Origin of the sequence: Bradyrhizobium symbiodeficiens (assembly GCF_002266465.3) — a bacterium.
GTDB lineage: Bacteria > Pseudomonadota > Alphaproteobacteria > Rhizobiales > Xanthobacteraceae > Bradyrhizobium > Bradyrhizobium symbiodeficiens.
On sequence record NZ_CP029427.2, the window covers coordinates 5,821,647 to 5,835,841 of the forward strand.

General features: G+C 63.3%; 15 protein-coding genes. 12 read left to right on the forward strand and 3 right to left on the reverse strand.

Annotated features, from left to right (window positions below; all coding sequences use genetic code 11):
- Positions 1-170 precede the first annotated feature (170 nt).
- Positions 171-428 carry a DUF6894 family protein gene (locus CIT39_RS27385; RefSeq protein WP_162308710.1) on the reverse strand — a complete coding sequence of 86 codons (258 nt, stop codon included), beginning with the start codon at positions 426-428 and terminating at the stop codon, positions 171-173.
- 249 nt (positions 429-677) lie between these two features.
- On the opposite strand from CIT39_RS27385, the gene pqqA reads away from it, so the two are divergent.
- From pqqA to CIT39_RS27435, 10 genes are all read left to right on the forward strand, one after another.
- The gene (pqqA, locus tag CIT39_RS27390) at positions 678-758 is read left to right on the forward strand and encodes a pyrroloquinoline quinone precursor peptide PqqA (RefSeq protein WP_007595659.1); all 81 of its coding nucleotides are present in this window, start codon (positions 678-680) and stop codon (positions 756-758) included.
- A 147-nt stretch (positions 759-905) separates the two neighbouring features.
- Positions 906-1,835, forward strand: coding sequence for a pyrroloquinoline quinone biosynthesis protein PqqB (gene pqqB, locus CIT39_RS27395; protein ID WP_094977228.1), 930 nt, complete (start codon positions 906-908; stop codon positions 1,833-1,835).
- A complete protein-coding gene (pqqC, locus tag CIT39_RS27400; protein ID WP_094977227.1) occupies positions 1,832-2,611 on the forward strand; it encodes a pyrroloquinoline-quinone synthase PqqC in 780 nt (259 codons plus the stop codon). Before pqqB ends, pqqC begins: the two co-directional genes overlap by 4 nt.
- Positions 2,612-2,621: 10 nt before the next feature.
- On the forward strand, positions 2,622-2,933 hold the full coding sequence (gene pqqD / locus CIT39_RS27405) for a pyrroloquinoline quinone biosynthesis peptide chaperone PqqD (RefSeq protein ID WP_094977226.1): 312 nt from the start codon (positions 2,622-2,624) through the stop codon (positions 2,931-2,933).
- Positions 2,930-4,123 carry a pyrroloquinoline quinone biosynthesis protein PqqE gene (pqqE, locus tag CIT39_RS27410; RefSeq protein ID WP_094977225.1) on the forward strand — a complete coding sequence of 398 codons (1,194 nt, stop codon included), beginning with the start codon at positions 2,930-2,932 and terminating at the stop codon, positions 4,121-4,123. Before pqqD ends, pqqE begins: the two co-directional genes overlap by 4 nt.
- On the forward strand, positions 4,113-5,099 hold the full coding sequence (pip, locus tag CIT39_RS27415; RefSeq protein ID WP_094977224.1) for a prolyl aminopeptidase: 987 nt from the start codon (positions 4,113-4,115) through the stop codon (positions 5,097-5,099). The genes pqqE and pip overlap by 11 nt, the downstream gene beginning before the upstream one ends.
- Before the next feature lie 25 nt (positions 5,100-5,124).
- Complete coding sequence (locus tag CIT39_RS27420; RefSeq protein ID WP_094977223.1) at positions 5,125-5,802, forward strand: DUF4286 family protein; 678 nt, start codon at positions 5,125-5,127, stop codon at positions 5,800-5,802.
- Positions 5,803-6,042: 240 nt separating this feature from the next.
- The gene (locus CIT39_RS27425; protein WP_094977222.1) at positions 6,043-7,842 is read left to right on the forward strand and encodes an FAD-dependent oxidoreductase; all 1,800 of its coding nucleotides are present in this window, start codon (positions 6,043-6,045) and stop codon (positions 7,840-7,842) included.
- On the forward strand, positions 7,812-9,659 hold the full coding sequence (locus CIT39_RS27430) for a 2-oxoacid:acceptor oxidoreductase subunit alpha (protein ID WP_162308711.1): 1,848 nt from the start codon (positions 7,812-7,814) through the stop codon (positions 9,657-9,659). Before CIT39_RS27425 ends, CIT39_RS27430 begins: the two co-directional genes overlap by 31 nt.
- The gene (locus CIT39_RS27435) at positions 9,656-10,711 is read left to right on the forward strand and encodes a 2-oxoacid:ferredoxin oxidoreductase subunit beta (RefSeq protein ID WP_094977220.1); all 1,056 of its coding nucleotides are present in this window, start codon (positions 9,656-9,658) and stop codon (positions 10,709-10,711) included. The genes CIT39_RS27430 and CIT39_RS27435 overlap by 4 nt, the downstream gene beginning before the upstream one ends.
- Here CIT39_RS27435 and CIT39_RS27440 read toward each other — a convergent pair whose 3' ends face one another.
- Together CIT39_RS27440 and CIT39_RS27445 are read right to left on the reverse strand one after the other, a co-directional pair.
- Positions 10,712-11,158: a DUF4399 domain-containing protein gene (locus tag CIT39_RS27440; protein ID WP_162308712.1), complete on the reverse strand. Its 447-nt coding sequence runs from the start codon at positions 11,156-11,158 to the stop codon at positions 10,712-10,714.
- A gap of 17 nt (positions 11,159-11,175) precedes the next feature.
- Positions 11,176-12,705: an SUMF1/EgtB/PvdO family nonheme iron enzyme gene (locus CIT39_RS27445; protein ID WP_094977218.1), complete on the reverse strand. Its 1,530-nt coding sequence runs from the start codon at positions 12,703-12,705 to the stop codon at positions 11,176-11,178.
- A 324-nt stretch (positions 12,706-13,029) separates the two neighbouring features.
- On the opposite strand from CIT39_RS27445, the gene CIT39_RS27450 reads away from it, so the two are divergent.
- Complete coding sequence (locus CIT39_RS27450; protein ID WP_094977217.1) at positions 13,030-13,653, forward strand: hypothetical protein; 624 nt, start codon at positions 13,030-13,032, stop codon at positions 13,651-13,653.
- 35 nt (positions 13,654-13,688) lie between these two features.
- Complete coding sequence (locus CIT39_RS27455; RefSeq protein ID WP_162308713.1) at positions 13,689-14,138, forward strand: DsrE family protein; 450 nt, start codon at positions 13,689-13,691, stop codon at positions 14,136-14,138.
- Positions 14,139-14,195: the final 57 nt, after the last annotated feature.

The window sequence follows — 14,195 nt, forward strand, 5'->3', positions numbered from 1 at the left end:
AAATTGATTGCTGGATCGAGCAGCAAGCTCGGTAACCTCTCCCGCTTGCGGGAGAGGTCGCGCCGAAGGCGCGGGTGAGGATTCTCTCCACCGGGGGAGTCTTCGTTGTCGAGACACCCTCTCCCCAGCCCTCCCCCGCAGGCGGGGGAGGGAGCGCACCTCGCGCGCCTCTAATGCAGCGTCGCGGACTTGTCAGGGATGTCCAGCAGGGCCTCGGTGAAGGGGAACTCCAGCACGATCTCGCCTTCGCCGTCAGTCACCTCGATCACGGCGTCCAACAGGGCGCGCTGGGTGCCCTCGGACTTCACCACCTCCAGGATCATCTGGCGGGCGACCTCCCAGGCATGATCGGGGTTGCGCAGTTCCTCGCCTTCGGGATCCACGATCAATTCGTCGTCGATACGGGTGTTGAAGAAATATCTGGGCATCATCGGGATCCAGTTGGGTCGCCTGTACCGGAATGAAAGCTGCACTGCACTCACAAGTGCTTTATCAGGACAGGGTTCGGGACCGAATGCGCCGGGCGCAAGGCAGTGCCTCAGAAGTGGTGTTCCCAAGGTCATATTTCGCAGCGCAACATGGTCTTCTCGGGAAAATTTCACTGGCGAACTTCTCAGCGCGCACTAACTTAACGGGTGGGCGGATACGTCCGAATTCGCGAAAATGGAGTGCCAAAAATGGCCTGGAAAGCCCCGAAGATCGTCGAAGTGCCCTGCGGCATGGAAATCAACATGTATGTGAGCGCCACCCGCAAGTAAGCGGTTGGTGAGTTTGCGTTCTGCGCAGGTGGATCTTTCGGCCCAAGTTCTTTCGTTAGGATTCTTTCGGTCACGATAGGTTTCCGGAAGATAAGGACTGTGTCGGCCTAAGATCCACCTGGCGACGTTGCTTCCAGGAGACGGGTCATGCTTCGCGTCGTCGTCCTGGGCGCCGCAGCCGGCGGCGGAGTGCCGCAATGGAATTGCGGCTGCGAGGGCTGCCGGGCGGCCCGTGCGAACGGTCACGAACTCCAGAGAACCCAGGCCTCGGTCGCCTTCAGCGGCGACGGCGAGCACTGGTTCCTGATCAACGCCTCCCCGGATCTGCGCCAGCAATTGAATGCCACGCCGCAATTGCACCCCAAGGCTGGGGCGCTGCGCCATACGCCCGTCGCGGGCGTGATCCTGACCAACAGCGAAGTGGATGCGGTGGCCGGCCTATTGTCGATGCGCGAGAGCTCGCCGTTCACGATCTACGCGCACGACAAGGTGCTGGCGATCCTTGCCAGCAACAGCATCTTCAACGTGCTGAACGAGAAGCACGTGCGGCGCCAGCCGATCGGCATCAATGAGCCGTTCGAGCCGCGCCTCTCCGACGGTGCGCGCTCCGGACTGGAAGTCCTGCCCTTCGCCGTCTCGGGCAAGTCGGCCTGGTATCTGGAAGGCAAGGCGCATCCCGGCGGCGAGACCGGCGACGGCGACACGCTGGGCCTGAAGATCACCGACAAGGCGACCGGCAAGTGTTTCTACTTCATCGCCGCCTGCGCCGAGGTGACCGACGCGCTCAAGGCCGAGATCGACGGCGCTTCGCTGGTGTTCTTCGATGGCACGGTCTGGCAGGACGACGAGATGATCAAGGCCGGGTTAGGCCACAAGACCGGCAGGAGCATGGGACACGTCGCCATGTCCGGGCAGGACGGCGCCATCGCGCGGCTGGCCGACCTTAGTATCGACAGGAAGGTATTTCTGCATATCAATAACTCGAACCCGGCGCTGCTGCCTGCCTCGTCCGAGCGCAAGGCCGCCGAGGCGGCGGGCTGGCAGATACCGGCGGATGGAACGGAGATCGTGCTGTGAATGCGGCCTCAATGACTGGAATGACTGCGCTCTCGATCGGCAAGGATATCAAGCTCAACTCCGCCGAGGAGCTCGAGGCGACGCTGCGCCATATCGGCGCGACGCGCTATCACAGCCTGCACCCCTTCCATAAGCTGCTGCATGGCGGCAAGCTCAACAAGGGCCAGGTGCAGGCCTGGGCGCTGAACCGCTATTATTATCAGAGCACGATCCCGATCAAGGACGCGGTGGTGATCTCGCGCTTCCGCGACCGCGCCACGCGCCTGGAATGGCGCCACCGCATCGAGGACCATGACGGCGATGTCGGAAGCGAAGGCGGCATCGAGCGCTGGATCAAGCTGACCGACGGCCTCGGGCTCGACACGGCTTACGTGGAATCGACCGAAGGCATTTTGCCGGCGACGCGCTTCGCGGTCGAAGCCTATGTCCATTATTGCCGCGAGAAGTCGCCGCTGGAGGCGATCGCCTCGTCGCTGACCGAATTGTTCGCTCCGAACCTGCACGAAGAGCGCATCGCCGGCATGCTGCAGCATTACGACTTCGTCAACCCCGATATCATGAGCTACTTCAAGCGCCGCCTCACCCAGGCGCCACGCGACGCCAATTTCGCGCTCAACTATGTCCGGACCCACGCGAGAACGCCGGAGGAGCGCGCGTTGGTCTGCAATGCGCTGATCTTCAAGACCAACGTTCTGTGGGTACAGCTCGATGCGCTCCAGCACGCCTATGTCGAGGGGAACATCCCGCCAGGCGCCTTCGTGCCGAGCGCGAGCTGAGGAACAATCGATGGCCGGGCCGCGTCATATCAGCGTCAGCGAGGCAAGCCGCCCCGTGCTGCCGCGGCACGCCAAGCTGAAATATGACGAGACGCGCAAGGTCTGGGTCATCCTGGCGCCGGAACGGGTGCTGGCGCCGGACGAGATCGCGGTCGAGGTCTTGCAGCTCTGCAACGGCGAGCGCAGTGTCGGCGACGTGTCCGATCAGCTGGCCGCAAAATACGCCGCGCCGCGCGAAGCAATCCTCGCCGACGTCATCGTCATGCTGCAGGATCTCGCCGACAAGGGCTTCCTCACCGAGATCAGGGAGAAGACGCCATGAGCGATGTGCTCCCGACCATCCCACCTGAAACCAGCGACAGCCTCGCGGTGCTGGAGAAGAGCCGCTCCACGGCGGAGACCTTCGGCATTCCGCTGGCCGTGCTGCTCGAGATCACCCATCGCTGCCCGCTGCAATGCCCCTATTGCTCCAATCCGGTCGAACTCGATCGCTCCGGCAACGAGCTGACCACCGATGAATGGAAGAAGGTGCTGAGCGAGCTCGCCGAGATCGGCGTGCTGCAGGTGCATTTCTCCGGCGGCGAGCCGACGGCGCGCAAGGACCTCGTCGACCTTGTCAGGCATGCCAGCGACGTCGGGCTCTACACCAACCTCATCACCTCCGCCGTGCTGCTGACGCGCGAGAAGCTGAGCGAACTCGCCGATGCCGGGCTCTGCCATGTGCAGATCTCCTTCCAGGGCATCGAGGAAGGCCTCGCCGATCGCGTCGCCGGCTACAAGGGCGGGCACCGCAAGAAGCTCGAAGTCGCAAAATGGACGCGCGAGCTCGATCTGCCGCTCACCGTGAACGCGGTGATGCATCGCCAGAATTTGCATCAGCTGCCTGATATCATCCAGATGTCCGTCGATCTCGATGCCGACCGGCTCGAGGTCGCCAATGTCCAATATTACGGCTGGGCGCTGAAGAATCGCGCCGCGCTGATGCCGACTGTGGCGCAGCTCGACGAGTGCACTGAAATCGTCGAGGCGGCGCGCGAGCGGCTGAAGGGCCGGCTGACGATCGACTACGTGGTCCCTGATTACTACGCGCTGCGGCCGAAGAAGTGCATGGGCGGCTGGGGTCGGCAGTTCTTCAACATCTCGCCGGCCGGCAAGGTGCTGCCCTGCCACGCCGCCGAGAGCGTCACCGGGCTCGACTTCGAATCGGTGCGCTCCAATCATTCGATCGCCTGGATCTGGCAGAACTCCGAGGCCTTCAACCGCTATCGCGGCACCGGCTGGATGAAGGAGCCGTGCAAAACTTGCGAATTCCGCGAGATCGATTTCGGCGGCTGCCGCTGCCAGGCCTTCGCGCTGACGGGCGATGCCGCCAACACCGACCCCGCCTGCGCGCTGTCGCCGCTGCACGAGACCATCTTCAAGCAGGCGGAAGCCGAGGCCGAGGGCGAGACCAACCGCTTCCTCTATCGCAATTTCGCCGGCGGCACCCTGGAATCCGAGAATGGCGCCTGACGCCGACGCAGGCACAGCGACCAGGCGTGCCGATCCCTTTGCGCCCCTGACCTCCGACATGCTCGACGTCGGCGACGGCCATGAGCTCTATATCGAGAGCGTCGGCCGCAGCGACGGCCTTCCCGCGGTCTATCTGCATGGCGGGCCCGGCAGCGGCTGCCAGCCCGACCACCGCCGGCTGTTCGATCCCGAGCGGATGCATGCGGTGCTGTTCGACCAGCGCGGCTGCGGCCGCAGCCGGCCGAAGGGATCGCGCGAGCACAACACCACGGCGCATCTGATCGCGGACTTGGAAAAGATCCGCGAAAAGTTCGGCTTCGAACGCTGGATGGTGGTCGGCGGCTCCTGGGGCGCGACGCTGGCGCTGGCCTATGCAGAGGCCCATCCCGAGCGCGTCTCCGGCATTGCGCTCCGCGCGACCTTTCTGGGCACGCGGGCGGAGGTCGATACGGCCTTCACGGAGCGGCTGCCGCAATTCTATCCCGCGCTCTCCGAGGATTTTCTGAGCGTGCTGCCGCCCGAGGAACGCGTGCATCCAGTGGAAGCCTATTATCGCCGCATCCTCGATGCCGATCCGGCCGTTCACGGAGCGGCGGCCCGCGCCTGGCACGACATCGAGCGTGCCTTGTCGGAGCACAAGCCGGCGAAGACGCGGCTGGACCTGGCGTCGCTGAACGTTTGGCGCACGCTGCCGGCGACGCCGTTCATGGAGGCGCATTACTTCATCAACGACAGCTTCATGAGCGAAGACCAGCTGCTGCGGAACGCGGACCGGCTCGCCGGCATTCCCGGCATTATCGTGCAGGGCCGCTACGACCTGTTGTGCCCTCCCGAGACGTCGCACGCGCTCGCTAAAGCGTGGCCGGGTTCCGAGATTCGGATCGTGGAAGAAGCCGGACATTCGCTCTATGATGGCGGCGTGCGAGACGCGGTGATGAAGTCGATCGCCGACCTCGCGTCTAAGGCCGCGCGTTAATGCGCGAAAGAAGGACAACAAGAAAATGCCGCTCGCCGGGAAAGGCATGCTGCTCACGTCGATGAACATCGACGCAGCCAATGAGGCCGATTTCAATCGCTGGTACGATCGCGAGCATCTGGAAGAGCGCGTCGCGATCGACGGCTTTCTCGAAGCGCGGCGCTATGTCGCGCATGCCGCCAACCCCAAATATCTCTCGCTGTACTCCACCGCGACGCTCGACGTGCTCGACAGTCCCGCTTACCGGGCGCGGCTCGCCAATCAGACCGAATGGTCGCGCCGGAGCATGGCGCATTTCAAGGACATGCTGCGCGTGGTCGCGCGCATCACCATCAGCAATGGCACCGGCCGAGGCGGTGCGCTCGGCGTGGTGCGGCTGCGCCCGACGCCCGACAATGCAGGCGCATGGCGTGATGCACTGCAAGAAAAGCTGGCGCCGGAGCAGCGCGACGGCATCATCTCCATGCATCTGCTGGAGAGCGAGCCTGAATTGTCCGGCGCGACCGCGGACATTCCAGCGGTGCGCAACGAAGGCGCGCGCGACTGGTTCGTGCTGATCGACGGCACACATGTCGGCGCGGTCTCGGCCGTGATCGCCGAACGCTTCACCGGCCCTGGTGCATCACCCTTCCCGCTGCCCGTCTCGGTCGGCACTTACAGCCTGATGTGGGACCTCGCGAAGAGCGACATCGCGCGCGGCTGACGCGCTCGCACGCATCGCAGCATATTGCACCGCACCCGCATCGCGCGCAGCCGTTAATGCTGTGCGCGCTTGGCTCCCATGAAAGGGGGAAGGCGCGAAACTTTGCCTTTGTACTTCGGAAAGGTTCTAATAAGCTAACCCAATGACGTCATTCACGAACCAGATCGAAGCGCGTTAAGCGCTCGCCTAGCTCAACAAAAGAGGCCGCCGGGTCCTTGAGCCTGCGCGGACAGGGTAGGAATGAAACCGACCGATATCGCGGCCCCCGACTACTTTCACAAAGTGGTCGATTGCCAATGGGCCTGTCCAGCGCACACTCCCGTTCCCGAATACATCCGACTGATCGCACAAGGCCGCTATAGCGATGCCTATATGATCAATTGGAAATCGAACGTGTTTCCCGGAATTCTGGGACGCACATGCGATCGTCCTTGCGAGCCGGCGTGCCGCCGCGGACGCGTGGAGGAAACGCCGGTCGCGATCTGCCGGCTCAAGCGCGTTGCCGCCGATTTCAAGGACGACATCACGCAGCGCCTGCCGCGTCCCTCGGCGAAGAACGGCAAGCGCGTCGCCTTCGTTGGCGGCGGTCCCGCCTCGCTGACGGTGGCGCGCGATCTCGCCCCACTCGGCTATCACTGCACCGTGTTCGATGCCGATCCCCGGGCCGGCGGCATGATGCGCTCGCAGATCCCGAAATTCCGCCTGCCCGATTCGGTGATCGACGAGGAGACCGGCTACATCCTGGGTCTCGGCGTCGAGTTCAAAGGCGGGCACCGTATCGAGAGCATGAAGGGGCTGCTCGCGGAGAAATACGACGCGATCTTCGTCGGCACCGGCGCGCCGCGTGGCCGCGAGCTCGACATTCCCGGCCGGAAGGAGGCCGCCGCCAACATCCACATCGGCATCGACTGGCTGTCATCGGTCTCGTTCGGCCACACCGACAAGATCGGCAAGCGCGTCATCGTGCTCGGCGGCGGCAACACCGCGATGGATTGCTGCCGCACCGCGCGCCGGCTCGGCGGTGAAGATGTCAAGGTGATCGTGCGCTCCGGCTTCGAGGAGATGAAGGCCTCGCCTTGGGAGAAGGAAGACGCACTCCACGAGGACATTCCGATCCTCAACTTCCTCGTCCCCGTTGCCTTCGTTCACGACAATGGCAAGCTCACTGGCATCACCTTCCAGAAGGTGAAGGCTGAATACGACGCCAAGGGCCGCCGCAACCTCGTGCCATCCGGCGAGCCGAACCAGACCATCGAATGCGACGACGTGCTGGTCGCGGTCGGCCAGGAGAACGCGTTCCCCTGGATCGAGCAGGATTGCGGCATCGAGTTCGACAAATGGCATATGCCCAAGGTCGATCCGAAGACCTTCGTCTCGACCAACCCAAAAGTGTTCTTCGGCGGCGACGCCGCGTTCGGGCCGAAGAACATCATCTGGGCGGTCGCGCAGGGCCATGATGCCGCGCTGTCGATCCACAAGATGCTCTCTGGCGAGGACATCACCGAGCGACCGCTGCCGGAGGTGCATGTCTCGTCGCAGAAGATGGGCATCCACGAATGGAGCTATGACAACGACATCTCCAACGACAAGCGCTTCAAGGTGCCGCATCGCGACAAGGTGATCGCGCTGAAGGACATCCGCACCGAAGTCGAGCTCGGCTACGACGTCAAGCTCGCGCTCGGCGAGGCCGAGCGCTGCCTGAACTGCGACGTCCAGACCGTGTTCTCGACCTCGCTCTGCATCGAGTGCGACGCCTGCGTCGACATCTGCCCGATGGACTGCATCACCTTCACGGGCAATGGCGAGGAAGCCGATCTGCGCCAGCGGCTGAAGGCGCCCTCGCTGCATCCTGACCAGGACCTTTACGTCTCCAGCGACCTCAAGACCGGGCGCGTGATGGTGAAGGACGAGGATGTCTGCCTGCATTGCGGGCTGTGCGCCGAGCGTTGTCCCACCGGAGCCTGGGACATGCAGAAATATCTCATCGAAATGACTCAAGCGGGATCATCATGTCCGACAAAAAGCCGCTCAGCAGCGTAAACGACTTCGTCGTTCGTTTCGCCAACGTCAACGGCTCGGGCTCGGCCAGCGCCAACGAGATGTTCGCGCGCGCGATCCTGCGCCATGGCGTGCCGGTCTCCCCCCGAAACATCTTCCCCTCCAACATCCAGGGCCTGCCGACCTGGTACGAGGTGCGCGTGACCGAAGACGGCCATCTCGGCGCCCGCGGCGGCGTCGACATGATGGTGGCGATGAATCCGCAGACCTGGGACAAGGACGTCGCCGGCATCGAGCCCGGCGGCTATCTGTTCTACGATTCCACCAAGCCGATGCCGTCGACCAAATTTCGCGACGACATCACCGTGATCGGCGTTCCGCTGACCGCGATCACCAACTCGACCTACACCGATCCGCGCCAGCGCCAGCTGTTCAAGAACATCATCTATCTCGGGGCGCTCTCCGCGCTGCTGGACATGGACCCGAAGCTGATCGAGCAGCTGATCGGCGAGCAGTACAAGGGCAAGGAGAAGCTGCTCTCCTCCAACGTCCACGCGCTGCATCTCGGCCGTGACTGGGCGCTGCAGAATCTAAAGTGCCCGATCGGCCTGCGCGTGAAGAAGTCCGACAAGGTCGGCGACCGCATCTTCATCGAAGGCAACAGCGCCGCCGCGCTTGGCGCCGTCTATGGCGGCGCGACCGTATGCGCCTGGTATCCGATCACACCATCCTCGTCGGTGGCGGAGGCTTTCACCGCGCATTGCAAGAAATTCCGGCACGATCCTGAGACCGGCAAGGCGAAATACGCGATCGTACAGGGCGAGGACGAGCTCGCTTCCATCGGTATCGTCATTGGCGCCTCCTGGAACGGCGCCCGCGCCTTCACCGCGACATCGGGCCCCGGCATCTCCCTGATGACCGAGTTCATCGGCCTCTCATATTTCGCCGAGATCCCGGCCGTGATCATGAACATCCAGCGCGCCGGCCCTTCCACGGGCATGCCGACCCGCACCCAGCAATGCGACATCATCGCCTGCGCCTATGCTTCGCACGGCGACACCAAGCACGTGCTGCTGTTCCCTGAAGATCCCGCTGAGGCCTTCGAGTTCGCAGCCGCCGCGTTCGATCTTGCCGAACGGCTGCAGACCACGATCTTCCTGATGCTCGACCTCGACATCGGCATGAACCACCGGCTCAGCCGGCCGCTGAAATGGGACGATGCCAAGCAGTATGACCGCGGCAAGGTGATGACCGCGGAGATGCTGGATGAGGGCCGCGACTTCGGCCGCTATCTCGACGTCGATGGCGACGGCATCCCCTATCGCACCTATCCCGGCACGCACCCGACCAAGGGCTCCTACTTCACCCGCGGCACCTCGCGCGACCGCTATGCGCGCTATTCCGAGGAAGGCTCGGTCTACGCCGACAACATGCAGCGCCTGATGCGCAAGTTCGAGACCGCGCAGGACCTGGTGCCGCGGCCGCTGCAGGCCAATGCGGAACGGCCGACCAAATATGGCGTGATCTATTTCGGCTCGACCTCGCCGGCGATGGACGAGGCGGTCGCCCTCCTGGAAGCACGCGGGCATCAGCTCGACCGCCTGCGCATCCGCGCCTTCCCGTTCCATTCGAGCGTGGCGAGCTTCCTCGCCGAGCACGATTTCGTCTACGTCGTCGAGCAGAACCGCGACAGCCAGCTCCGCCAGCTCATCGTCAACGAGAACGGCATCGATCCAGTCCGCCTCGTTCCGATCGTGCATTACGACGGCTCGCCGATCACCGCCCGCTTCATCGCCAAAGCCATTGGCGACCACCAGGATCACCTCAAGGTGACCCCGCTCCGCAAGGCCGTGTCATGACCTATATTGCCAAGCCGAAATTCCATCATCCCGGGCTGAAGAAGAACGATCTCGGCTACACTCACCGCGACTACGAGGGCAAGATCTCGACGCTGTGCGCGGGGTGCGGCCACGATTCAATCACGGCCTCGATCATCGAGGCCTGCTACGAGCTCTCGATCGAGCCGCATCGGGTGGCGAAGATCTCCGGCATCGGCTGCTCGTCGAAGACGCCGGACTATTTCCTCGGCAATTCGCACGGATTCAACTCCGTGCACGGCCGCATGCCCAGCGTGCTGACCGGCGCCAATCTCGCCAATCGCGATTTGATCTATCTCGGCGTCTCCGGCGATGGCGACAGCGCCTCGATCGGCTTCGGCCAGTTCGCGCATTCGATCCGGCGCGGTGTCAACATGACCTATATCGTCGAGAACAACGGGGTCTACGGCCTGACCAAGGGCCAGTTCTCGGCGACCGCCGACCGCGGCTCGAAATCCAAGAAGGGCGTCACCAACACCGACAACGCCATCGACCTCGTCGCCATCGCGTTGCAGCTGGGGGCCACCTTCGTGGCGCGCTCGTTCTCGGGCGACAAGACCCAGCTGGTTCCGCTGATCGCGGCTGCGATCCGTCACAAGGGCGCATCCTTCATCGACGTCATCAGCCCCTGCATCGCCTTCAACAACCACGCCGGCTCGACCAAGAGCTTCGACTATGTCCGCGAGCACAACGACGCCGTCAACCGGCTCGACGTGCTGGTGGGCCGCGATCCCATTGCGGTGGACTATGCGCCGGGCACGGTGCAAATGGTCGAGCAGCACGACGGCAGCAAGATCGCGCTGCGGAAGATCGACGCGGACTACGATCCGCATGACCGGTTAGGGGCCCAGACTTTCCTCGCGAAGCATGCCGCGAAGGGGCAGATCGTCACCGGCCTGCTCTATGTCGACCCCGATGCGGAAGATCTGCACGAGCATCTCAACACCGTCGAGACCCCGCTCAACACGCTGGAAGCCGACACGCTGTGTCCGGGTTCGGCGGCGCTGGACAAGTTCAACGCCAGCCTGCGGTGATCATTTGCCGCGCTGAAGCGGCGGCCTGACACGGATGGTGATCTTGTCCGACACGACAGGCGGCTCGAACGGATAATGCTTCGCGTCGCCCAGCACCAGTTGAAGGGTATGGGTCCCGGGCGGAAGCTCGAGAAATGTCTCGGTCTGCCCTGCCCCGAAATGCAGATGCGACTTGTCCTGCGGGATCGGCTCCTTCGGATCGATGGGATCGCTGACGTCGACCAACAAATGATGATGGCCGGCGTTCTGGTAGTCGTCGCCGGCATGCGTCACGCCCATGTTGCGCAAGCCGAACCGAACCAGAAATCCGCCGCGCAGTTTTTGCCCGTCATACGGGGTGATGAAGTAAAGTTTGGCATCCTTCGGAGCCGTCTTGCCCTGCGGATAGGCAATCCCCGGAAGCAGGACCAGAACCGCAGACAACGCGACAAAGCGAAAGATGTGCATCAAACTTACTCCTGCACTCAAGGACTGAGCGCGACACGGAACCCATGCGTGGGGTAACGAACGTTGGTATCGTAACCGTCGCGGTTGGATGGCCGCACGTATCTCGAATCGTTCTTCCAGGAGCCCGAGCGCAGGACGTGCGAACTGCAGTCCCCACCGCTCCATGCTGAACCGTCGACCGGCGCACCCTGGTAATTCTTGTGCCAGCAGTCCTCGACCCACTGGTCGACGCCGCCGCCCATGTCGTGGAGCCCGAATGGATTCGGCTTGAAGCTGCCGACCTTCGCCGGCTGCTCGGCCGCGAGGTCGCCGCAATCCTTGCATCCGGCCATGCCGGGCTGAAGCTTGTCGCCCCACCAATACTTCGTTTGCGTTCCGCCGCGGGCCGCGTATTCCCATTCGGCCTCGCTCGGCAGCCGGTATTGCTTTTTCGTCGTCTGCGACAGAAAGGCGGCATATTGCTGCGCGTCAGTCCAGCTCACGTTGCTGACCGGCGCATCGTCCTTGCCTGTCGCCGTGAAACCACATGCGTTGGCCGCCGCGCATTCGTTCCACTCCCGCACCGTCACCGGATATTTTCCGATCGAGAACGGCTTGATCGTGACCTGGTGGACGGGACGCTCGGTCGGATCATCATTGCTTCCCATCGCGAAACTGCCGCCGCGAATGGCGATCATTTCAGGCTCGCGCACCGACGTCGAGGACGGGCTTGACGCCGGGGCGGGCGACGAAGGCGCCGAAGCCAATGAGGGAGAGGGTTGCGGCGCCTGCGTCGCCAGTTCGCGCGGCGGAGCTTGCGGAGCCGGGGATGGGGCCGGAGACGCGGCAGGCGTTGCGATCTGTTCGCCCACCCTGCCCTGATACTGTGCGAGCAAATACCAGAGCGCGCCGGCAGCAATGACGAGCAGCGTGATGGCCAAGAGAAAGATCAGCGCGTTCTCGCGCCGGCTTCTCGTCTTGCCGACGGCGTCTGCATCCGGCAGCACGCGATAGACGCGCACCGGATCGGTGATGTTCTTGACCTTGCGGTCTCCGAGCGATTCATAACCGCACACGACCTTGTGCTTGATCTGCTCGTAGATCGCGCCGGAGATGTAGACCTGCCCCGGTTCCGCGATGCCCTCGATACGCGTGGCGATGTTGACGCCGTCGCCATAGATGTCGTCCGGCTCCACGATGACATCACCGAGATTGACGCCAATCCGATATTCGAGCCGGGAATGCTTGGGAAGCGAGGCGTTGCGGCCGATGAGATTTTGCTGAATCACGATGCTGCATCGAACCGCCTCCACGGGACTGTCGAAGATGGCGATGAAGCCGTCGCCCGTCGTCTTCACCAGGCTTCCATGGTGTTCGATGATGCTGGGCTGGATGAGATCTCGCTCGATCCGCTTGACGCGAACATGCGTGCCTTCCTCGTCGGCCTGCATCAAGCGGCTGTAGGAAGCGATGTCACCGACAATGATTGCTGCCAGACGACGCGGCATCGCGCCGTGCGGAGGTGGCTCGTCCTGATTCCCGGATCTGAAGTTGCGAATTTCGCCCATTGCGCGGGGACTCCACAAACTTGCAAAGGCAGGCCCCAGCCTACGACTTCGAGAAGCAGTCGTCTGTGAAGGCTATCACATTGACAAACTGGAACAACGTCGAAGGAGTAGTGATATCGAGTTCCTGTCAGCGAAGGCTTTGAACCCTTCTGGCCCGACCGGCGACTAAAGCACCGCTCGCGACCTCCATTCCATGTCGATCCTGTGATGACGATGTCGAAGAGGAGCGAACGTGAACGTGCCACGCTTGGCCCGCGACTAACGGCCAATCGGCCCTGATCGTCCCGTCGCGGGCCGTCAACGGCTCACGCGTTCGGTGCGACCATGAAGCTTGCCCTCATCCTGCCGCTCGTCCTTGCCGCATTCACCGGCGCCGCCTACGCCGATGAGGCCGACAAGGTCCGGGAGACCACCAAGGCCGAAGCTGAGGCCTTCACGGCGCGGGTCTATGCGGGGGCGCCGGGCGACAAGGCCTATGCCTGCTTCGTCCGCCGCTACGATTCCGAACATCTGGCGCGGCATCCCAAGCAGAAGGTCGCGTCGATGAAGCTGCTGATCTCGGCGGAGACCGACAATGAAGACAAGCAGCTGCACAATTCCTTCCGCCTTGGCTTCCGCTATCGCCATCGCAGCGGCGATTTCGACTCCAGCGGCTCGTGCGGCAGCCACGCGGTGCTGCTCAGCCAGGGCGACGAAGTCCGCATGGGCTGCGGCGTCGACTGCGAGGGCGGCGGCATCGAGGTGGCGCTGTCCAAGGACAACAAGTCCGCCATCATCAGGCTCGAACAGGTCCGGGTCTGGCAGAACAGCAAGCCGGATGACGAGGCCGAGCATGCGCTGGTCGCCGGCGCCGATGACAAGATCTTCCGGCTCGATCGCACCGATAACAGCGAGTGCGCCTCGCTCGTGACCGACCGCAAGGAACTCGCCGCGCTGCGCCACAAGTGATATGTCTCCGACGAAGTCAGTCGAGGGAGATCGCCATGAACCGCCGGAACATGTTGTGGAGCGCCGCCTCGGCTTTGGGCGCAGCGCTTGGCGCCTGGAGCGCAAAGGCGGCAACCGAGGCCGCGCCGTCGGACAAGCTCAAGGTCGTCTACCATCTCAGCGATGCCGAGAAGGTCAACTTCGTGCTCGGCAACATCCAGAACCACATCGACGGCGTCGGCGGTCCCGACCACGTCACGATCGCGCTGGTGATTCATGGGCCGGCGCTTAAGGCGTTCCACGCGGCGCAGGCAAACCCCGATATCAGCAAGCGCGTCGGCGAATTCTCCAAGGACGGCGTCGAGCTCGCCGCCTGCGGCAACACCATGAAGGCGCAAAGCGTGACGCTGAAGGAGTTGCTGCCGGGCTTCGTCAGCGCGGAAAAAGGCGGCGTGGTCCGGCTGGCAGAGCTGCAATCGCGGGGATATTTTTACTTGCGGCCGTAGGTCTTGAGGTCCCGCCACACCCTCTGTGCTTGACACACCCATAACTCCACGGTTATG